Below are 21,403 nucleotides of genomic sequence, written 5' to 3'. Positions count from 1 at the left end.
GCATTCGCACGAGCCAGCGTCCGCAAACCTCGCTACGGCTCGCTTCATTCCAGCGCGGCGAACTGGACGGCTGAAAGAGTCTGTTCACGCGGTCCGGATACGCCCTAACGAATGGCGTCGAATTGCACTTAGCTTATTCCCAGAAGCGCAATGCACCTCATCCCGCCGCTTGCGCTGAATCGCGATAACGATAGCGCTCGATATTATTTGTGCGCTAACGAATGCCTCTCTACGATCTGCGGACCATCACTTCGATCGCTTTCAAAACATGACTACGACCAAAGCACTCCGGGCCGCACTATTCTCCGTTCTCGTTACATGCGGCATCGTCAGCGCGCAACCCGCGCTCGCGGCGGGACAAACGGTGCGCGTCGGCATCATGTCCGGCGAGGACGAAGACGTGTGGCGCGCGGTCGCGGCCAATGCCGCCAGGCAGGGCATCACCGTCAAGATCACGACGTTCTCCGACTACACGCAGCCTAACGAAGCGCTCGCGGAACACGACCTCGATGCGAACTCGTTCCAGCACAAGCCGTATCTCGACGCGCAGATCGCGGCGCGCCACTATCAGATCGTGCCCGTCGGCTATACCTATGTGCAGCCGATCGGTCTCTACTCGCGCAAAGTAACGTCGGTCGCGGCGCTGCCGCAGAACGCGACGATCGGCGTGCCGAACGATCCGAGCAACGAAGGCCGCGCGCTGCTTCTGCTGCAGGCGAACGGACTGATCAAGCTGCGCCCGGACGTCGGTCTGCTGCCGACCGCGCGCGACATCGCGGACAATCCGAAGCACATCCAGATCAAGGAACTCGACGCGGGCATCGTCGGCCGTGCGATCGGCGACCTCGACGCGGCCGTCGTCAATACCGACTGGGCGATCAAAGCGGGCATCAAGATTCCGCAGGAACGCATCGCGCAGGAGAAGGTGCCGGGCAACCCGTATCGCAACTTCATCGCGGTCAATGCGAAAGACGCGAACGCGGCGTGGGTGAAGACGATCGTCGATAGCTACCAGCAGGCCAACGTCGCTTCGGCGATCCTGACCGTCTATCACGGCGCCACGCTGCCGGCATGGGATGGCGCGCCCCAGCACTGAGCTGACGCACACCTAACGCGCGAATCACGCACGACACGAGCGGCGGCGCTTCGGCCGCCGCGCATCCCACCTTCTTGATTGCCCACCTGATCGTATCGCCCGTCATGTCCATTACCCGCACGCTCCACGACCGCCGCACCTTCCTGAAACTTTCTCTCGGCGCCGCAGCGGCCGCGGCGGCACCGCTTGCGTTCGCGCAAGGCAACGCGCGCACGCTTCGCATCGGCAACCAGAAGGGCTATCTGAATCTGTTGAAGGGCCGCGGTACGCTCGAAAAGCGGCTCGCACCGCTGAACGTATCGGTGACGTGGACCGAGTTCGCGGCCGGCCCCGTGCAACTGGAAGCGCTGAACGTCGGCTCGATCGATTTCGGCGACGTCGGCGAAGCGCCGCCGATCTTCGCGCAAGCCGCCGGCGCCCCGTTGGTCTATGTGGCGGCGACCGTCAAGCGGCCGCAGTCGGAAGCCGTGCTGGTGCCGCCGCAATCGACGATCCGTTCGGTCGCCGACCTGAAGGGCAAACGGATCGCGCTCAACAAAGGCAGCAACGTCCATTATTTTCTCGTCAAGCTGCTGCGTCAGCATGGCCTGCAATACGGCGACGTGAAGCTGGTGTTCCTCGCGCCGGCCGATGCACGCGCCGCGTTCGAGCGCGCGTCGATCGACGCGTGGGTCATCTGGGATCCGTTCTTCGCCGCGGCGGAGCAATCGCTCGGCGCTCGCGTGATTGCGGATGCAAGCGGCGTGGTCGGCAATCGCGCGTTCTATTTTTCGTCGCAGAGTTATGCGGCGAACAATCCCGACGTGATCCGGATCCTGATCGAAGAACTCGACAAGGTCGATCAGTGGGGCCAGCAGAACAAGGATCAGCTCGCGAGCGAACTCGCGCAGCTATGGGGTCTGCCGAAGCAGGTCGTGGACGTGGTGGTGCGGCGTCAGCAGTTCGGCACGCAGCCGATTACCCGCGGCATTCTCGGCGAGCAGCAACAGATCGCCGATACGTTCCTCGATCTCGGCCTGATTCCGAAGCACGTCGACGTGCTGAAGGCGGCGCCCTCGAATCTCGCGTAGACGCACGGGTGGCGCAATGACGCCGGGTCCACGTCAACGCTCGGAGACCGGCCGCGTCGGCGTGGTCTGTTGCTCCTGCGGCGCGTCGCTGTGCTCCGTCATACGCCGCACCGAACTCACGCAGGCGGCGATCAACGCCAGCGCCGCGGCGATGCCGGCAATCAGCGTGAGGTGCCGGCCATGCACGAGCCCGAACACGACGGACACCACCACCGCGCCGCTCGACTGGCCGAGCAGACGTCCCATCGATTGCAGGCCGGACGCGCCGCCGCTGCGATGCCGTGGCGCACTGCCGATGATCACGCGATTGTTCGGCGACTGAAAGATACCGAAGCCGAGGCCGCAGACCGCGAGCCGCCACACGATGTCGAACCGCGTGGCCGTCTCGCCGAGCTGGCACAGCAACGCGAGGCCGCAGCCGAACACGACGAGCCCGATGCTGCTGAGGCGTCCCGGCTGCATCCGGTCGGACAGTCGGCCCGCGATTGGCGCGATCAACGCGGTCACGAGCGGCCACGGCGTCATCAGCAAACCGGTCTGTGTTTCCGACAGCTTCAGCGTCTGCTCGAAGTAGAACGGCAGCACGATGTACGCCATCGTCTGCGCCGCGAACGAGCAGATCGACGTCGCCATCGACAATGAAAACACCGGCATGCGCAGCAGGTCAATGGGCAGCATCGGCGTCGCGAGCCGGCTTTCGCGTCGCACGAACAGTACGCCGGCCACCAGTGCGAGCGCGACCATCACGGCGGCGCGCTGCGTCGCGCCGGCCTGGTTGAAAGCCGCCAGACCGGAGATCAGCAGCCCGAAGCTGAGCGCGTTGAGCACGACGCTCAAGCCGCTCAGGCGAGCGCCCGAGGTCGGCGTCGCGGGCAACGTGCGCGCACCGATCGACAGCGCCAGCACGCCGAGCGGGACGTTGACGAGGAACAGCCACTGCCAGTGCGCGACCGACAGAATCGCCGACGCGATACTCGGCCCCGCCGCCGACGACACGGCCACCACCAGCGACGATAAACCGACGCCGACGCCAAGCCGTGCCTTCGGAAAGATGAAGCGCACCAGCGCGATATTCACGCTCATGATGCCGGCCGCGCCGAAACCCTGAAACACGCGCGCGACCGCCAGCACCAGCAGCGTGTGCGCATTCGCGCAGGCGAACGACGCCAGCGTGAAGAGCGCGAGTCCGTAGCAGTAGACCCGCTTGTAGCCACGGCTGTCGCCGAGCACCGCGAGCGGCAGCAAGGACACCGTGATGGCCAGCTGATACGCGTTGACGACCCAGATCGCGTTCGCGGGCGATACCGCGAGGTCGTTGCTGATGGTGGGCAGCGCGACGTTGACGATCGAGGTGTCGAGCACCGACATCGTCATCGCGATGGCGATCGCGAGGTACGCAAACGCACGTTGAGGATTGGGCAGGCCGTCGGTCATGGTGCAAGCAGGTCGAAAGAAAGTGCGGAAGCGACTGCGGGCCGCGCGGGCGCCGTCGCGGGTGCATTGTTGCAACTCTGACTCGCGGGAGCAAGGTTGCACTCGATACCAGAATGATGGCTACCCGGCTCGGTCGCCCGGGTCCCGGGCTTCGCGACCGAGCGCGTACACGCGCGCGCTCGTCAGGCATGGCACATGCGGCATCTGAATCGAGCCGCGGTTGACCGCGGTTGACGTTACCGCGTCACACGTTGTAAATCTGTAGTCGCCGCTATCAGGGTCGGCGAGGCACGCATGAAAGCGAAACGCCCTTTTTTCACGATCGGCCACTCGACGCATCCGTTGCAGGAATTCGTCGATCTGCTGAAAGGCGAGCAGATCGCGTTGCTCGTCGACGTGCGCAGTATCCCGCGCTCGCGGACCAACCCGCAGTTCAATCGCGACACGCTGCCCGCCTCGCTCGCGCCGGAACACATCGACTACGTGCATCTCGCCGCACTCGGCGGACGCCGCGGCAAACGCAAGGACGATGCGCCATCGCCGAACGCTTACTGGACCCATCCGGCCTTTCGCAACTATGCCGACTATGCAATGAGCGACGCGTTCCGCGAAGGACTGGCACAATTGCTGACGCTCGGTCATCGGCAGCGCTGCGCGATCATGTGCTCGGAGGCGGTCTGGTGGCGTTGCCACCGGCGTATCATTGCGGACTATCTGCTGATGCACGACGAAACCGTGCTGCACATCATGGACGCGCATCACACGAACGCCGCCACGATGACACCGGGCGTCGAGCCCCAGGCCGACGGCACGCTGATCTATCCGGCTCAGGCGCAGAACTGAGCCGGCCCACGACACGACTGCACGTCAGTCACCCCGCACCGCTTTATGGCTGTTACCACCAAACGTCCGTCGCAACACGACACGTCGCTCGACACGCTGCTTCAAGAGATCCGCTCCTGCACGCTGTGCGCACCCGTGCTGCCGCACGTGCCCCGCCCCGTGCTCGCCGCGTCCACGCAGTCGCGCATTCTGATCATCGGGCAGGCGCCAGGCGCGCGCGTGCATGCGTCGGGCGTGCCGTGGAGCGACGCGAGCGGCGCGCGTCTGCGCACGTGGCTCGGCGTCGACGACACGACCTTCTACGACGCTTCGAAGATCGCTCTCGTACCGATGGGCTTCTGTTTTCCGGGTCGCGGCGCGAGCGGCGACCTGCCGCCTCGCCCCGAGTGCGCCGCCCGCTGGCATCGCGAATTGCTCGCGCAAATGCGTTCGGTGAAATTGACGCTGCTGATCGGGCAATACGCGCAGCGCTTTGGCCTCGGCGACTCGTTTGGCCCGACCTTGACCGATACGCTCGTCAGATGGACCGAGTTTGGACCGCATCTGATGCCGCTGCCGCATCCGTCGCCGCGCAATGTCGCGTGGTTCAAGCGCAATCCGTGGTTCGAAGGTGAAGTGCTGCCGACCTTGCGTGCGCATGTGGGGACGGTGTTGGCGGGCGGGGAGCTTTGAGCGCCGCGCATCGTGAAGCTGCGCTAACACGCGCATTACAGGTTCCTGCCTGATCTCGTCTGGCTGAACCGCGCCGATCCGGGCGACCCACCGTTCGTGGTAAACGCGCGTCGTCACCGGCGCCGTGCCGTTCGGGTCTTTTCTGCTGCAGTGCGCCACGCGTTGCCACGCTGCGCTTTCGCAGGTCGATCGGTAGCAGCGGACACCGTCATTCGCGCCCGCCGGCCGCCCCTAATCATGCGTTCTGAACCGGCAATCCCAATCTTCGGAATAGTTACGGGTATACATGGATTAGGCGGTGCAACCGCACTGCACTAACATTTTTGCGGTACCGCACGGCGCGTATCGAGCGCCTCCGAATCGGGGATGCACGTCGCCACGCCAAAGTCTCGCTGCCCCGCCGCACTCCCGGTGCCGTCCAGCATCTGCACACGATCGACGCAACGTCGACCACATCGACCAACGAAGACAAGAACCGGAGGATGAGATGGCACAGCAACGGGATGACGATCAGGAACACGGCGGTAGCGGTATCAGCACGACGCGGCGGGGGCTGATGCAAGGCGCCGGACTCGGCGCGGCGCTTTCGCTGATGGGTGCGCTAGGCGGCGCGGGCGGGCTGATCGGCAGCGCGCAGGCGGCGGAGTCGGCTTTTCCGTCGCACAAGAAGTGGAAGATCGTGTTCGTCAATCACGTCACCACCAACCCTTTCTTCGTGCCCACGCAGTACGGCATTCAGGATGCCTGCGGCCTGCTCAACATGGACTATCAATGGACCGGCTCGGCCACCTCCGACGCCGGCGAAATGGTCCGCGCGGTGAACTCGGCGATTGCCGCGAAGGCCGACGCCATCGCGGTGCCGATCGTCGATCCGAGCGCTTTCGACAAGCCGATCCAGGCCGCGCTCGACGCCGGCATTCCGGTGTTCTCCTATAACGCCGACGCGCCGCGCGGCAAGAAGAATCCGCGCCTCGCCTATATCGGCCAGGACCTGTACCAGTCGGGCTACCAGATGGGCGAGCGGATTGTGAGCCTGATCGACAGCGGCATGGTCGCGCTGTTCATTGCCACGCCTGGCCAGCTCAACATCCAGCCGCGTCTTGACGGTGCGAGCGATGCCATCAAGAAGTCCGGCAAGAAGATCGACATCCAGACCGTGGCCACCGGCGCGACCGTCAACGAGGAGCTGTCGAAGATCAAGTCGTTCTATCTGGGCCACCAGGACCTGAAGGGCATGTTCGCGGTGGATGCTGGCAGCACGCAGGGCGTCGCGCAGGTGATGAAGGAATCGAACCTGCCGTCGAAGGGCGTGCACGGCGGCGGCTTCGACCTGCTGCCCACCACCATCCAGCTGATCCACGAGGGCTTCCTCGACTTCACCATCGATCAGCAGCCCTACGTCCAGGGCTTCTATACGGTGATGCAGGCGTTCGTGTTCCTCAGCTCGGGCGGCCTCGTCGGGCCGGCTGAAGTCAACACGGGCCTGAAATTCGTGACCAAGGACAACGTCGAGCCGTACCTCAATACCTCGACGCGGTTCGAAGGCAAAACCGATAAGCAGCAAATCGTGCCGCGGTCCGGTGCAATCAAAGCCTGATGAATACAGTGAACCAGACCAGCAACACCGAAACGGTCCGCGCGCCCCGGCGCGCGGGCGTTTCATTCGCGTCCCAATGGGCGGCCGAGCTGCGCATCCTGCTCGTGGCCGTGCTGTTGGCCGCCTACTTCGAATTCGCGAACCACGATTTCCTGCTCACCAACGCGAGCCTCGTCAACCTGTCGCAGTTCATCGCGCCGGTGGCGATCATCGCGTTCGGCGAAATCATGCTGATGATCGGCGGCGACATCGATCTGTCGGCGGGCATGGTGTTCGCGTTCGCGCCATTCATGATGGTGTTCGCCAATGACGCGGGCGCGCCGATGTGGCTCGCCGTGATCGCGGGGCTCGTGGCGGCGGGAGTCGTCGGCTTCGCGAACGGCGCGGTGACGGTGTGGCTGCGGCTGCCCTCGTTCGTCACGACGCTCGGCACCCTCTTTCTGATCAACGGCATCACGCTCACCATCTCGCGCGGCACGCCCGCCCCCACGCCGGGGTCGCCCACGTTCGCCGGGTTCATGGGCGCGTGGGGCTACAGCGAGATCATCTGGACCCTGGTGATTGCGTTCGCGATGCACGTGCTGTTGCGGCACACACGCTGGGGCCTGCATACGCAGGCGGCGGGCGCGAATCCGCTCGGCGCGAGCGAGGCCGGCATTCACGTGAGGCGGCTGCGCCTCGGCAACTTCATTCTTGCCGCGGTACTCGCGGGCTTCACCGGCATGCTCGAAGCCTTTCGCATTACTTCGATCGACCCGCAAGCGGGCGGCAACCAGATCATGTTCCTCGCGGTGGCCGCCGCCGTGATCGGCGGCACGCCGCTCACGGGCGGCTCAGGCACCATCGTGGGCGGGCTCATCGGCGCGGCGGTGCTCGGCATTCTGAACGACGGCTTTACGCTGATCGGCATCAACGCGTTTACGTTCAACATCATTCTTGGCGCCGCGATTCTGGCGGCGATGATCTTCAACATCCACGTCGGGCGCATTCGCCGCAAGGGTGGAAACTGATGGACCAGTCGCAAACCTCCTCCGTCGGCGTGAATGCCACGGCCGCTGCGAGCAGCGCGGCGAACGCCCCGCTCGCGCTGCGCGGCGACAGCCTCGTCAAACGCTTCGGCGCGGTGACGGCGCTCGACGGCGTCTCCCTCACGCTCGGCAAGGGCGAGATTCTCGGCATACTCGGCGACAACGGCGCGGGCAAGTCCACGCTCGTGAAGATCCTCACGGGCTTTCATCAGCAAACGAGCGGCACGCTCCACATCGACGGCGAGGAGACGCTGTTGCGCTCGGTCGATCATGCGCGGTCGCTCGGCATCGAATGCGTGTACCAGGATCTTGCGCTCGCGAATTCGCTGAGCATTTATCACAACATGTTCCTGAACCGCGAAATCGTGCGACGCGGACCGTTCAGGCTGCTCGACCACAAGCAGATGCGCGAGCGCGCGGCGCAATGCCTCGACGATATCGGCGTACACGTGCCTTCGGTGGATTTGCCCGTCGAGCGTCTATCGGGCGGCCAGCGCCAGGCGATCGCCGTGGCGCGCGCCGTGAATTCGAACGCGAAGATCCTGCTGCTCGACGAGCCGCTCGCCGCGATGGGCGCGCGCGAGGCCGGGCTCATCATCGACCTGCTGATGCGCCTGAAGGAAAAGGGCGGCCTGTCGATCATCATGATCATGCACAACTATGCGCAGACGCTCGGTATCGCGGATCGCATCATGTTGATGCAGCGCGGCCGCGTAACCTACGAGCAACAGAGCGCGCTGACTTCGGTAGCGGAACTGATGGACATCGTGCAGCGGGAATACCGGGCCATGCGCGCCAGCAGTGCGCAGTGAGCCCGCCACGGCCCGCAATACCACGCAACCTCGCAACTCGAATCAGAAATCGATCTTCGCGTTCAGGCTGACCATGCGCGGATCGCCCGGCGCGATGTAGTCCGAATACTGGAACATCCAGTAGCGGCGATTCGTGACGTTGTCGATCGCCGCACGCAGCGTCACGTCGTGCCCACCGATGCGCGTCACATAGTTCGCTCCGACGTTCACGATCATGTAGCCGGCAGTCTCCAGATTGCCGGCCGGACGCACCTTCGTGCTACCCGTGTACTTCGCGTCCGCGCCGACCTGCAGGCCCGGCACGGCGGGCACGTCGTAGGTCACGCGGCCGGCGGCGACGAACTGCGGCGCTCCGGCCACGCGGTTGCCGTTATAGGTCTGTCCCTTCGCGTACCAGGTGTCGAGCAGCATCAGGTTGCCGGTTACCTGCCAGCTGCGGCCGACGCGCACGCTGCCGCCCGCTTCGAGACCTTCGTAGATCGAGTTGCCGTCCTGCACGTAGACATTCTGGCTGTTCGCGTACGCGGCCCCGCGTTCGATGCGGAACAGCGCGGCCGTCGCGCTCCAGCGCTCATGCTCGCTCTTGATGCCGACCTCGTACTGACGCGAGCGCAGCGGACGCAGCAACGCGCCGGCGTTCGCGTAGATGTCGGCCACCATCGCGCCTTGCTCGAGCGACTCCACGTAGCTCGCGTAAAGCGTGGTGTGCGGTTCGAGCTTGTACATCAGCGCGGCGGTCGGCGTCAGCACGCCGTTCTGCCCGTAAGACGACGCGAGCGAGCCGTTGACGTTGTACGACTGCTGATCGTAGTTCGTGTAGCGCAGGCCCGCGAGCAGCGACCAGCGATCCGTCAGCTGGATCGTGTCGCTCGCGAACAGCGCCTTCTGCGTGATCTCGTTCGCGCGATATTTGTCGAGACCGGCGCCCGAATAATAGCGCCACGGGTTCGGCTCATACAAGTTGCCGGCGCCCAGCGTGAAGTAGTACGAAACGGCGCTGTAGTCGTTCGTCTGGTACTGCCACGACGCGCCGAGCGCCAGTTGATGCGTGAAGATGCCGGTCTTCACCTTGCCTTCGAATACGCCCTGCCAGTAGATGTCCTGGTGGCCTTCATCGCCGTTCCAGCGGCTGTCGGCGTAGTCGCCCGCCTGGTTCAGCAGGGTCAGCGTGCTTTCGTTGCGGTCGCGCGCCGATTTGCTGTAGCTCGCCGACGTGTCGAACGACCAGTCCGGCGTGAGCTGATACCTGACGCCCGCCGTGTACAGCTGCAGGTTCGTGTTCAGATGCTGATCGGTGCCGCCGAGCAGATTGGTGCCGCCGCTGATCGTCGCGGGCAGGCTCGTGCCCGTATAGCTGCCTGTGTAGATCGCCGGGGTCTGGCCGCTCGAGCGGCTTTGCTGGTAAATCGCGTCGAAGTAGACGTCGAGGTCGCGCGTGAGGCGGCCGTCGAGCGACACCGCCAGCGAATTGCGATTGATATCGCCCGCGTTGTAAGTCTTGCCCGCCTCGTGCGTGTAGTTGATGCGCGCGCCGAACATGTCGTCGGGACCGAAACGCCGGCTCAGGTCGACGTGCTGGCTGAACACGCTGTCCATCCGGTAGCCGGCCGACACGCTCGTCACCGGCTGGTCCGCCGGCTTCTTCGTCACGTAGTTGACGACGCCGCCCGGCTGCACGAAGCCGTACATGAAACCGCCAAGGCCCTTCAGGAGTTCGACGCGTTCGAGGTTTTCATAAGGCATCGTGATGCCGTACGAGATGAACGGATTGCCGTCGATACGAAAGCCGTTCTGCCAGTCGATCGGCAGGCCGCGAATCGAGATGTACGTGGCCCACGCGCTATATGCATTGCTGTTGTCGGTGACCGATGAGTCGACCGCGAACACCTCGCCGAGCTTGTTCGCCTGACGGTCGGCGAGTTCTTCGCCGGTCACGACTGTGGTCGAAAACGGCGTGTCGAGCTGCGAACGCGTGCCGAGCGCACCGACCGCCACGGGTGTGCTCAAGTGCATCGGCGAATCCGTCTGGGCAGCCGCGTTGACGTTGACGGCCGGTAGCGCCTGCTCGCCGCCGCTAGCCGGTGGCGCTGCCGACGTGGTGACACTTGAACCAGCGGCCGGCGCCGCGACGCCCCCGCTGGCGGCGCTCTGCGCGAAGGCCGATTGCGCGGCGCCGGCAAAGGCCAGCCAAACTGCAATCTGCATCGGATGATGGAGTGTGAGCCTTGTTGGTCGTGTGTTTTTTTGATTCTTCATGTCTACCAGCGAGCAAACGCCTCTCGGTTGTAAATGCGAGTGATTCGCATTCATGAGGCGCGATGGTAGCAAAGGCTTTTGCCTTTTGAAAGCTTTACGTTGGGATTCAAATGGCTTTCGGGGGTGACGGCGCCACGTGCGTGGCAGCTCCGGCCTGTTCGGCTTTGGCGAGCAAAGGGCGATTAAGCCCCACGGTGGGAAGGGTCTCGAGTACGCTCAGCGGCGTGCCTTTTGTTCTTTTCTTCCAGTAATAGAGCGCACCGACGATCAGCAGAGCCGCACCGAAAATCAACGCGCCGTACTCAGCCAAGCCCCAGACCGCCTTCGTCCGATCCCGCCACCCAATCGCCTAACGTCGTACCGAGGGTCTGCGAAAAGTGGAATCATCAACCATGACTGCATCTCTTGCCGGGCAAGAGAAAGATAAAGAACGAGATTCGTCGTGAGGCAGTGGAAGTGGCGAAGTCGCGAAAATGGATCGCGGGCTCGTTTTCATCGCCGGGGGCACGCGACAGCGACGAGCCATTGCACGTGTTTCGCTGGCGATGATATGCAGGTCCCCCTGGCCCCAAGCCGTCTGCTTGCTCCAAAGCACAAAAACGAACCGTGACAAAATTCGCATTCCGCGATTTATTTGACACGATCGATGCCGCCCACCTAAATGCCGCGACCGCATTGTCTTTCTTTCTAAAAACATACTGGGGCATTTAATTAGACCCTCAGCCATCTGCCAAGAACTATAGATTGGCGGAAAAGTAACGCCCAGGCCTGTCTATGAACGCCAGGTAACAATTTTGTAACGGTTCTCTTGCTGTTCAGCGAATTCAGCACTGGCGCATGGGAACCCCTCTGGATAAGCGTGGGAAGGGAAGCAGGACACATTACCGATAGGATCTATCCGGTAGCACAAGTCTCTCGGTTACGTTTAGTTACAGCCGTTGGGGCATATTTTGTTTCAATTCTGTATCATTCGTATTCATCAGATCACTTAGACAAAACCGTGATCGATATTGATTCGAACCGGCAGAACTTCGCAATTTGCGATTAATCACCAGTCTTCCGATTTAAAATTATGAAGCTGGGTTTTCGGTACATCACATTAAGTCTGATGATTAAATAAGACCAGTTCCGCATGCGAGTCCGACCGCGGGCGCTCTCGAAAAATCCGATCGTTTTTTAGTTGTGCTTTGTGTTGTTGCGTAATTTTTCGTGGCGACGTCCTTATCACGCGAACGTTGTTCGTTTTAGCGGCCAGGTTCTATTGGCCTAATAGACAGATGCCCTCTTTTAACAGACTCTCTCGAAGACTAAAAACGTCATTTCGTCAGCTTCCTCAGATCGCAAAGACTGCTTCAGCGCTTGCATTTATCGCCGGAGTACTAAGCGTTTCAGGTTGTGGCGGCGAAACAAGCGATGATGGCAGCACGCAATCAGTGACCGCCAACTCCCTCTCTGCCAACGCAGTCGCGAACGCGGCTACGGAGGCGTACAGCAAGGGCGTAGTGCCCTACAGCAATGGTTCTTCGCCGGTTCAGGCGAACGGTCAGCCTTATAACCGCGCCGTGGTGCAAAGGGCGGGACAAGGCGACTGAACCGTTTCGCGACGATCCATACGGATCCTGCATATCCCGTTCAAGACCATTTGCAATCGTGATGTCAGCGACAGTTGACTCACGCCTTTGACGTGTTTGCGTTACGTGCGCCATCGCTTTCAGGAACTGATGGTCATCGGCAAACGTAAATTCAACGTTCTCGGACCATCCCCGGTCAGTAGCAATTTATAACCAAGTCAATGAAACTCAGAATCTACTCCGTAATCACCGTTGTAGCCCTGTTGTGCGGGCAATCGATGCCAGCGTTCGCCCATACACGTTGGGGTGCCACCCGCACCAGCACGAGCACCACAGGCACCACTAGTTCCACAGGTACCACCAGCTCCACTGGCTCCACAACCACCAGCACCACCACCACCACGCAACTCGCATCGCTGCAACCGCCGCCTACCGGAAGCGGAAGCGACCGGTTTGCAATGGACGTGAACTGCAATCTCTGGAGTGCGGATCAGACGGCACTGGGCGAATGCTCGAAGGACCTGGATCTGATTTCCGGATTGGGCGTCGGAACGGTTCGCCTAGGTGCTTCGTGGGACTTCATGACGCTGGCCGACGGCAGCACGCTGGACCCCAACAAGGTGGCTTTTCTGAAGTCGCTTCTGAACGCCGCACGCACCCGTGGCATGAAGATTCTCTTCCAGGTGGGTATGTACGCGCCGGCTAGCGCATACCAATGCTCGGCCACCCAGAATCCGCCGACGGCATCGTCACCGCGACTCGACTTCTGCGACGCCACGTTCACGAAGTATCTCGGCTCGCTCATGGACGTCGTTCTGCCCTTTACGGCCGACATCGAACTGTTCAATGAAACCAATTGGTCGTTCTCCGCTACGGACCCATCTTACGGCGATCCGAACGGTGTCTCGGGATACATTCTGAATCGAAGCAAGACGCTCTATTCGGAAACCAGGCAGATCCTGAACACGAAAAGCCAGTCCGCAGGCTACAAAACGGTTCTGCACACTCAAGGCATCTCGTACTTCTACAACTCGGCGTACCCGAATAACGGCTGGCAACCGCCCGCAGGCAGCGAGCTGATCCAGGCGACCGACTACATCAACGCAATGGGTAACAACGCGAAGAGTGCTTCCAGCCCGTTGAACACCACGATCGATGTCGTCGACGTTCACCCCTACTTCGGCAGCACCGAATATGACATGATGGTGCAGGCATTCCTGACCACTGTGTCGAATCTCGTCAGCAGCGGCGCGAAGCCGATCTGGCTGACCGAGACCAACAATGGCACCAACGGTACGGACGCCGGACAAACGGCCGCATTCAACCAGTTGAAGGTTCTGATGAACAACGGTTCGGTGGCAAAGGCGTTCTGGTATGTCGTGCGCAACGGCGACCCGAGCAACGGGGAAGGTGACGGCTATTCGATCTACGACTACAACCGTAACCTGATTCGTCCGCAGCTTGCAGCCGCGATTCAGGCCTACACGGCGACCATTCCGAGTTCGCAACGCTTCCTGTCGGGCTCTTACCTGACTCCGATCCAGTAAGCCTGCCTGCTGTAACCCATGAGTGAACGGAGCGCCGACTATGGCGCTCCTTCTCTTTGCCGTTTTCGCGCCGGTTCGTTGCTTGACGGTTTGGACCAGGCGACACTGGCGACAATTTGGCTGGGTTGCAAATAGGCGTTGCGCCCGATCCGGTTACGCCCTGTGTGCCATAGTGCAAGCGAGGCGGCAAATTCGTCCGACAGCGGACGAGTCAACTCGTCGGTGTGCGATTCTTCTTTTTTTCGGCCTCGGCGGCGTGAGTACAGCGCTCCAGTATGCGGAGATCGCCGCGCGTTTAGCTGCCGCTATCGCTCGTACCCGCTGAGTTGGCGACGGTATTGGCGCCGCTTAACCACATGCTCAGGAACGGACTCTTCCTGGTCCAGCAATTCTTCACGTCGGCCTCGATTGAACGGAGGTATTCCGGGCAAGCTATCGATGCGTCGATGCGGTCGTTGTGCGCGTCGTTGTCGCGCGGCCGAACCGGGCACGCAATGGCTATTACCGAACATTCGTAGCCGCCTGCCACCCGCTACCGTATCGCTCGCCCGGCAGGACGCTGCGGTAACAAGACCACGCAAAGTGCCATGAACGAAACCAGAACCACCGACGCATAGAGTCGGCTGATTTCGAGCCCGCCTTGAGAAATGGGTTTATCGAGCAAGTCCCCCAAGGTTGCGCCGAGCGGCCGCGTCAGGATGAACGCCGCCCAGAAAATGGCGGTCCGCGACAGGCGCGACCAGTAATAGAGCGCGCCGACGATCAGCAGACCCGCACCGAAAATCAGCGCGCCGTACTCATAGCCGAGCCCCAGACCGCCTTCGTCCGATCCCGCCACCCAATCGCCCAACGCCGTGCCCAGGGTCTGCGAAAAGAGGATCGTCACCCAGTAAAACCACTCGGCTTTGGGCGTGGTCACGCTCTGCACCGCCACCGTCCCTTCCGATTTGTACCAGACGCCCAGGCTCGCAAGAAGAAGCGCGAAGACGATGGCTACACCGCCCGGATAGCCGACTCCCACGGAGCGGTCGAAGAAGTCGGCCAACGTGGTACCGAGCGTGGTCGTTGCGACGATCGTCGCCCAATACAGCGCGGCATTGAACCGCTCGGCCCTGATCTGTCCGGCGACCAGCCCGATAAAAATAACCGCAAATATTGCGGTGCCGATCAGATAACCCAATTTGAGCGACATGGTTACCCAATCGCCGCCCGTTTCGCCAAGCGTCGTGGCGGCGATCTTGATGATCCAGAAGCCCAGCGTGATCTGCGGGACTTTGCTGACTGCGTGCGCGCGAATTTGCGACTGGCTGCTATTCATGTGCGATGCTCACTATCTTCATGGCTTGGAGATAGGCTCAACGATCGCAGAACAACTCTTAACAGATCCTTAAGCATTCCCGCAAAAGTTGCGGCGGTCAGATTTTCCTGCGCGGATCAGAGAGTGGCAATTCCCAGGCCTTTCAGCGCAGTTCAAGCCACATCGGCTGATGATCGGACGAGCGGCTGTGCGGATCGACATTGCACAATGCAACGCGTGTGCTCAGGTCTTGCGTGACGAAAACGAAATCGCACGCGAATGGCCCTTCGGGCCATTGCTCGTGATCGTATAGGCCAACCGTCGCGGCACGCGGCTCGCCGCAATGCGCGCAGGTCCACGCGTCGACGAACGACGGAGCGTCGGCGATCGGTTCGAGCATCCGTCCATAGGCGGTGTCTTCGAAGGCGCTGTTGAAATCTCCGCAGACAATGGCGCTGAGCGGGCGCGCCGTATCGGCAAACGGGCTGTCCGGCTTTTCACCACGCGCGGGAGAGCGCGCGTGATCGCACGCTTCGTGATGCAACTCGCGCAATCGTTCCACTTGCGCGAGCCGCTGTTTCTCCGAATAGAACTCGAGGTGCGTACAGATCACACGAAGCGGACCGATGTCGGCTTCCAGCACCGCTTCGAGCGCGACGCGCAGCATCGACGGCCTGGCTGGGTCGGCGGGCCACGGCAGAGAATGGCGAAGCACCTGACGAACCGGTAAGCGGGTCGCGATGGCATTGCCGAACTGCCGCCGATGACGGCTCGCGCCCAGCGAGGGCAGATCGGAGCCGATCGCATCGAGCACGGTCATCCGCGGCAGCAGAGCGGCAAGTTCGGCGAACTGATCGGACGATGGCGCGCCTTTCAGTCCGCCGGCCACCGCTTCTTCGTTGAAGCCGCGCGTGACTTCCTGCAAACACAGGACATCGAAGTCGCACAACGCGCGTGCTTCCCGCACGATCCGGCCGAGGTCGACACGGCCGTCGACGCCTAAGCCCCACTGAATGTTCCAGTCGACCAGCTTCATGACGGCCTCCTTGAAAGAGCCGGCTACAGTGTATCGCCGCGTCATGCGCGGTGAATCAGCGTACGGCACGACGACTTCGAAGGCGCTTTTCACTGACGAATCCCATCGTCGTGGGCGGTCAGCGGGTCACTGAAAGTTAGCGATGAAATTCCGCAGTAAAAAGTGTCAGTGAAAGTAAGCGCCCAAAAACGCGGTGCATGCAATGAATTATGCTGAGCCTCATCGCGACCGGCTCAAATCTTCTTAGAAATAGAAAATAATGAATAGCTTCGATTCGTCCATCGAAACGTATCTGTCCCACCTGCACTTCGGTCATTTCGCGACCCTATCCATACAAGCCGTTGCCGACCTGTACACCTTCAAAGGCCTCGTACTCATCCCGGTGCTGTGGTGGATGTGGTTCGAGGAAGACGAGGACCGCGAATGGCGGCGAGAAATGGTTCTCGCCACGATCGTCAGCGGCCTCGTGGCGCTCTTCGTCGGAAGACTGCTGACGCACTGGCTGCCGTTCAGAGTGCGTCCCGTCTATGACACCGACCTGCATCTGCGCTTTGCCAGCGGCGATCTCAAGGACGCGGTGCTGACCAACTGGAGCTCCTTCCCCAGTGATCACGCGATGCTGTGGATGGCGGTCGCCACCGGCATCTTCCTCGTGTGGCGAGGCATTGGTGCGCTGGCGCTTCTCTATACCGTGCTGTTCATTTGCCTTCCGCGCGCCTGGCTCGGCTTTCACTACCCGACCGATTTGCTGGTGGGCGCCGCGGTGGGAATCGCGATCACGTTGATCATGACGCGAGATGCGATCCGCACGCGCTACGCGACGCCGTTGCTGCGATGGATCGAACGCTACCCTGGACCTTCGGCGATGCTGGCCTTCATTCTGTGTGTCGAACTCGTCACGCAATTCGACGAGCTGCGCAAGCTGGCGAGCGGTGTGGTGAGACATCTATGATGGCGATTGCGTGCAGTTAGAGGCTGCTGCTGGCTGTTGCTGACAACGAGAAGGTCTGGGCCATGACATTGAGCGCGGGCGAGATGACGATGTGGCGGTTGGTGCAGCTCCACACGGGGCGAGTCGGATATCGGCGCGGCGCAAAGTCGGATGGACTCGCGGCCGACCCTCCGGTCATCGACTGCTCGGGATGGACCCGACTCCTTGTCACGAGCGCGATGCAAGCGGAGAATGAAGCTGCTGGCCGCGCGGTATTCAGTGCTGACGCGGTGCAGGCCTTGCAGGTTTGGTCGGACCGGATCATTCAGGAAATCGAGACCCGAACCGGGTTCATTCTCGAAGGGCAAGAGATCACCGCCCTTACCCTCCCGCGTTGCGCGACCATCGGTCTGAAAATGGGAGAACCCGCGTGGGCGATAAATCATCCCCGTCCACGCGGCATCACGCACATCGTTCAGGTCGTTCGTCGCCCGGAAGATGACGCGCCGTTCGTCTCCGAGTCGTTCGGCGGCTCGGTCCCGCCAGGCATCAGTCTCACGCCGCTTGCGCGATGGCTCGCGCTTAGACGGCAGCATCTGCGTGCCGGCGAAATGTGGGCCGTCAATCCGTTTCGGTTGTCCTCAAACAACTGATCGACTGCTCGAACGTCTCGTCATGACAGCGACCGCGAAGGCTACGCCAACATCTTGACGTAGCGCGCTTCGTTCAGATCGGCCAGCAGCGTCGGGCCGGTCGGTTGCCAGCCCAAACGAGCCCGCGTCTGCGCGCTCGATGCCGGCATATCGAGCGCGGCGAACATCGCCATCCATCCGAAGTACGCCTGCGCTTCCTCGCGCGGTATCGAGACCACGGGCAACTTCAGGCCACGCCCCAGCGCCTCGGCGATCTCGCGGGCGCTAACGCCCTCTTCGCCGACCGCGTGATAGCGCGCGCCGCGTTCGCCCTTCCCGATCGCAAGCCGGTACAGCCGCACGACATCCGACAGATGCCCCGCCGGCCAGCGGTTTCGTCCCTGCTCCACGTAGGCGACCACGCCTTTGTCCCGCGCGATCTGGATGAGCGGCGTGATGAGGCCCTGCCTGAACGGGTTATGCACTTGCGGCAGCCGCATCACCGACACGTTGACACCGGCCTCCAGCAGCGCATTGCCCGCCAGCTCGGAGCCGATGCGCGGGTTCGGGTGACTGGTGTTGAACACGTCCTCGGTGGCCGGCTGCCCGTTATCGCGGCTGCCGACGCCCGTGCCAGACGTGATCAGAAGCGGCCGATCCGAGCCGGCCAGCGCCGAGCCAAGTGCCGCGATCGCACGCTTGTCCTTCTCGCAGTTCTCCACGAAGTGCGAGAAGTCGTGATCGAACGCGAGGTGGATGACGGCGTCCGCCTTCGCGGCGCCGCTGCGCAGGCTGTCGGTGTCTTCGAGCGTGCCGCGATGGACCTCCGCACCGGCTGCGCTGAGCGCCTGCGCACCCTGATCGGAGCGGGTCATGCCGATCACCCGATGTCCGGCTTCGATAAGTTCGGGCACCAAAGCCGAGCCGATAAACCCGGTTGCGCCCGTCAGAAAGATTCGCATGGTCAAGTCTCCAGGATAGCCACGCCCGCACTATGCGATCATTCAATATGCTATTGAAGTAGTGAGCTTATCCCGGTAAAGCGACTAACAGGTTAATCATCGTAGTGAACACCCCCGCTCAATCCCTCGGAGACTTTCTGCGCAGCCGGCGCACCCGGCTCGATCCGGCCAGCTTCGGCTTCTCGGGCCGCAGGCGTACGCCCGGATTGCGCCGGGAAGAAGTGGCGCAGCGCGCGAATATCAGCTCGACGTGGTACACGTGGCTCGAGCAGGGCCGTGGCGGCGCGCCTTCCGCCGCGGTGCTGGAGCGCATCTGCGCGGCGCTGATGCTGACGAATACCGAGCGCGAACATCTTTTCATGCTGGGCCTCGGGCGGCCGCCGGAAGTGCGCTACCGGTCCACCGACGCAGTGGACCCGCGCTTGCAGCGCGTGCTCGATTCGCTCGACGCCAGCCCGTCGATCATCAAGACCGCGACTTGGGACGTCGTCGCGTGGAATCGCGCGGCAGCGGTCGTGCTGACCGACTACAGCGCGTTGCCGCCGGGTCAGCGCAACATCCTGCGCTTCCTGTTCGGCGACCCGGACGTGCGCGCAAAACAGCACGACTGGGAGAGCGTCGCGCGCTTCGTCGTGGGGACGTTCCGCGCGGACGTGGCGCGCGCGGGGCTCGCTTCCGAGGTGGGCGATCTGGTCGACGATCTATGCCGCGCCAGCCCGGACTTCGAACGCATGTGGCGCGAAAACCAGGTGTTCGGCCACAGCGAAGTACAGCACGTGAAGCGGTTGCTGCATCCGGTGTTCGGGAGCATCGAAATGGAGTACTCGCTGTTCGCCGTCGATGGTCGGCCGGACCTGAGCATGCTCGTGTACACACCGCTCGACGCGCGAATCGCCGGTCGCATCCGCAGCGCCGTTTCATCGATGGAATCGATGGATGAAAGTGCCGGCGCCGCACCAATGAACGCTGCGTGATCGGTTTCGACGGTCGAGCGCGAGCGCGGCGTGAAGCCGCCAGAAGCATGCTCAAACGATCACGATGACCGCCTCGTTAGCGGCAAGCAGATTGGCACCCTGGACAAAGCTCGCACCGATGCGCGTGCTAACCGTCGATAGCGCCACCATGCCCGTACGCGATTGCACGGTGGCATCTTCGACGCCCATATTCAGCGCGATGAAGACGCTTTGATTGCCGTATCGCCGTTCATAGGTCAGCACGTCGCCGTAAGCAACGACGTTCTCTAACGTCCCCTGCACAAGAGCGGCGTTGCTGCGCCGCAAGGCCAACAGCCGCCGATACAGCGACAACATGCTCGACATGTCGCCGTCCTGTTCGCGCACGCTCGTCGCCGTCGCAATCGGCAACCAAGGTTTGCCGTCCGTGAAGCCCGCATTCGGCAGCGAGCCATCCCACTGCATAGGCGTGCGCTCGGGATCACGCCCCTGGCAGATGCCCGGTTGCCGAAGCTCCGCCAGGTCCTGAATCTGATCTGACGGGATATAGCCATCCGTCATGCCGATTTCTTCGCCGTAGTACAGCGTCGGCGTCCCACGGAGCGTCAACAAAAGCACAGCGGCCACGCGTGCCTGCGCCGTGCCCACGCGCGACGCAACGCGCGGATTGTCGTGGTTTCCCAGCACCCAGTTCGGCCATGCGTATGCGGGCAACGCGTTGTCGTAGTCCCGGATCATGCGGGCAATGTCCTGCGCATTCCAACTCGCGTAGAGCAACTGGAAATTGAACGGCATGTGCGCGCCATCGCCGTTCACGCCGTAGTACTTCACCAATTGCGCGACACCGAGGTAGATTTCGCCGATCAACACGCGGTCTCCGTACTCGTCCAGTGTGGCTCGCATCGAGCGGACGATTTCATGCACTTCCGGCTGATCCTCCGTGTAACTTTGCAAGAGCCGATGATGATCCGGCTCGCCGGGCCGATATCCGGGATTGGGCGGATTGTCGCGAAACTGAGCGTCCTTGATCAACAGCCACAGCACGTCCACGCGAAAACCGTCCACGCCGAGATCGAGCCAGAAGCGCAGCACCTGATCCATCGCGCGGCGTACTTGTGGGTTTCTCCAGTTCAGGTCAGGCTGCTCGCGCAGAAACGCGTGGTAGTAGTACTGCCCCGTCGCCTCGTCCCATTCCCACGCCGAGCCGCCCATGCGGCTCAACCAGTTGTTCGGCGGCCTGCCATCGGGCGCAGGATCGCGCCACAGATACCAGTCCCGCTTCGGATTGTCGCGTGACGAGCGGCTTTCCTCGAACCACGGATGCCGGTTCGACGAATGATTCGGCACGAAATCGAGCAGCACCTTGAGACCGAGCCGATGTGCGTGGCCCATCAATTGCTTGAATCCGTCCAGCGTGCCGAACATCGGATCGATGTTGCAGTAGTCCGCGACGTCATAGCCGAAGTCGGCCATCGGCGACGGGTAGATGGGGGAGATCCACACCGCATCGGCGCCCAGCGCCGCGACGTATTCCAGGCGCGCGCTAATGCCGGGCAGATCGCCGATGCCATCGCCGTTACTGTCCTGAAACGAGCGCGGATAGATCTGATAGATCACGCCGCGTTGCCACCATGCCAGTTCCGACATTGCAGTTCCCCTTCACGAT

18 protein-coding genes are annotated in these 21,403 nt (G+C 62.3%); 11 read left to right on the top strand and 7 right to left on the bottom strand.

Annotated features, from left to right (window positions below; translation table 11 throughout):
- Positions 1–268 precede the first annotated feature (268 nt).
- Positions 269–1,096 (top strand): MetQ/NlpA family ABC transporter substrate-binding protein, encoded by an 828-nt coding sequence (locus EVC45_RS14750; protein WP_129958711.1) that lies wholly within the window; start codon positions 269–271, stop codon positions 1,094–1,096.
- A gap of 104 nt (positions 1,097–1,200) precedes the next feature.
- The gene (locus EVC45_RS14745) at positions 1,201–2,166 is read left to right on the top strand and encodes a sulfonate ABC transporter substrate-binding protein (protein ID WP_129958710.1); all 966 of its coding nucleotides are present in this window, start codon (positions 1,201–1,203) and stop codon (positions 2,164–2,166) included.
- A gap of 33 nt (positions 2,167–2,199) precedes the next feature.
- Here the strand turns inward: EVC45_RS14745 and EVC45_RS14740 are convergent, their stop codons facing one another.
- Entirely contained in the window at positions 2,200–3,600 is a 1,401-nt protein-coding gene (locus EVC45_RS14740) for an MFS transporter (RefSeq protein WP_129958709.1), read from the bottom strand.
- A gap of 294 nt (positions 3,601–3,894) precedes the next feature.
- Here EVC45_RS14740 and EVC45_RS14735 point away from each other — a divergent pair, with 294 nt between their 5' ends.
- From EVC45_RS14735 to EVC45_RS14715, 5 genes are all read left to right on the top strand, one after another.
- On the top strand, positions 3,895–4,443 hold the full coding sequence (locus EVC45_RS14735; RefSeq protein ID WP_129958708.1) for a DUF488 family protein: 549 nt from the start codon (positions 3,895–3,897) through the stop codon (positions 4,441–4,443).
- Between the two features lie 45 nt (positions 4,444–4,488).
- Positions 4,489–5,115 carry a uracil-DNA glycosylase family protein gene (locus EVC45_RS14730; RefSeq protein WP_129958707.1) on the top strand — a complete coding sequence of 209 codons (627 nt, stop codon included), beginning with the start codon at positions 4,489–4,491 and terminating at the stop codon, positions 5,113–5,115.
- A gap of 487 nt (positions 5,116–5,602) precedes the next feature.
- On the top strand, positions 5,603–6,712 hold the full coding sequence (locus EVC45_RS14725) for a sugar ABC transporter substrate-binding protein (protein WP_129958706.1): 1,110 nt from the start codon (positions 5,603–5,605) through the stop codon (positions 6,710–6,712).
- Entirely contained in the window at positions 6,712–7,722 is a 1,011-nt protein-coding gene (locus EVC45_RS14720; RefSeq protein WP_129958705.1) for an ABC transporter permease, read from the top strand. The genes EVC45_RS14725 and EVC45_RS14720 overlap by 1 nt, the downstream gene beginning before the upstream one ends.
- The gene (locus EVC45_RS14715; RefSeq protein ID WP_129958704.1) at positions 7,722–8,552 is read left to right on the top strand and encodes an ATP-binding cassette domain-containing protein; all 831 of its coding nucleotides are present in this window, start codon (positions 7,722–7,724) and stop codon (positions 8,550–8,552) included. Before EVC45_RS14720 ends, EVC45_RS14715 begins: the two co-directional genes overlap by 1 nt.
- A gap of 42 nt (positions 8,553–8,594) precedes the next feature.
- On the opposite strand, the gene EVC45_RS14710 is transcribed toward EVC45_RS14715, so the two are convergent.
- The gene (locus EVC45_RS14710; RefSeq protein WP_129958703.1) at positions 8,595–10,757 is read right to left on the bottom strand and encodes a TonB-dependent siderophore receptor; all 2,163 of its coding nucleotides are present in this window, start codon (positions 10,755–10,757) and stop codon (positions 8,595–8,597) included.
- Positions 10,758–10,914: 157 nt separating this feature from the next.
- On the bottom strand, positions 10,915–11,118 hold the full coding sequence (locus EVC45_RS45625) for a hypothetical protein (protein ID WP_168991477.1): 204 nt from the start codon (positions 11,116–11,118) through the stop codon (positions 10,915–10,917).
- Between the two features lie 1,719 nt (positions 11,119–12,837).
- On the opposite strand from EVC45_RS45625, the gene EVC45_RS14705 reads away from it, so the two are divergent.
- Positions 12,838–13,926: a glycosyl hydrolase gene (locus EVC45_RS14705; RefSeq protein ID WP_129958702.1), complete on the top strand. Its 1,089-nt coding sequence runs from the start codon at positions 12,838–12,840 to the stop codon at positions 13,924–13,926.
- A gap of 532 nt (positions 13,927–14,458) precedes the next feature.
- Here the strand turns inward: EVC45_RS14705 and EVC45_RS14700 are convergent.
- Positions 14,459–15,244 carry a hypothetical protein gene (locus EVC45_RS14700; RefSeq protein WP_129958701.1) on the bottom strand — a complete coding sequence of 262 codons (786 nt, stop codon included), beginning with the start codon at positions 15,242–15,244 and terminating at the stop codon, positions 14,459–14,461.
- Between the two features lie 142 nt (positions 15,245–15,386).
- Positions 15,387–16,259, bottom strand: a complete 873-nt coding sequence (locus EVC45_RS14695; RefSeq protein WP_129958700.1) for an endonuclease/exonuclease/phosphatase family protein — start codon at positions 16,257–16,259, stop codon at positions 15,387–15,389.
- 259 nt (positions 16,260–16,518) lie between these two features.
- On the opposite strand from EVC45_RS14695, the gene EVC45_RS14690 reads away from it, so the two are divergent.
- Together EVC45_RS14690 and EVC45_RS14685 are read left to right on the top strand one after the other, a co-directional pair.
- Positions 16,519–17,211, top strand: a complete 693-nt coding sequence (locus tag EVC45_RS14690; protein ID WP_129958699.1) for a phosphatase PAP2 family protein — start codon at positions 16,519–16,521, stop codon at positions 17,209–17,211.
- 62 nt (positions 17,212–17,273) lie between these two features.
- Positions 17,274–17,843, top strand: a complete 570-nt coding sequence (locus tag EVC45_RS14685) for a hypothetical protein (RefSeq protein ID WP_129958698.1) — start codon at positions 17,274–17,276, stop codon at positions 17,841–17,843.
- A gap of 41 nt (positions 17,844–17,884) precedes the next feature.
- Here EVC45_RS14685 and EVC45_RS14680 read toward each other — a convergent pair whose 3' ends face one another.
- Positions 17,885–18,784 (bottom strand): SDR family oxidoreductase, encoded by a 900-nt coding sequence (locus tag EVC45_RS14680; protein WP_129958697.1) that lies wholly within the window; start codon positions 18,782–18,784, stop codon positions 17,885–17,887.
- A 104-nt stretch (positions 18,785–18,888) separates the two neighbouring features.
- On the opposite strand from EVC45_RS14680, the gene EVC45_RS14675 reads away from it, so the two are divergent.
- Positions 18,889–19,758 (top strand): helix-turn-helix transcriptional regulator, encoded by an 870-nt coding sequence (locus EVC45_RS14675; protein ID WP_129958696.1) that lies wholly within the window; start codon positions 18,889–18,891, stop codon positions 19,756–19,758.
- A 51-nt stretch (positions 19,759–19,809) separates the two neighbouring features.
- Here the strand turns inward: EVC45_RS14675 and EVC45_RS14670 are convergent, their stop codons facing one another.
- Positions 19,810–21,384, bottom strand: a complete 1,575-nt coding sequence (locus EVC45_RS14670) for an alpha-amylase family glycosyl hydrolase (protein WP_129958695.1) — start codon at positions 21,382–21,384, stop codon at positions 19,810–19,812.
- Positions 21,385–21,403 lie beyond the last annotated feature (19 nt).

The organism is Paraburkholderia sp. UYCP14C (genome assembly GCF_004197395.1).
GTDB lineage: Bacteria > Pseudomonadota > Gammaproteobacteria > Burkholderiales > Burkholderiaceae > Paraburkholderia.
The sequence above is the reverse complement of the archived record's forward strand: the minus strand, read 5'-3'. Positions and strand labels throughout refer to the sequence as shown.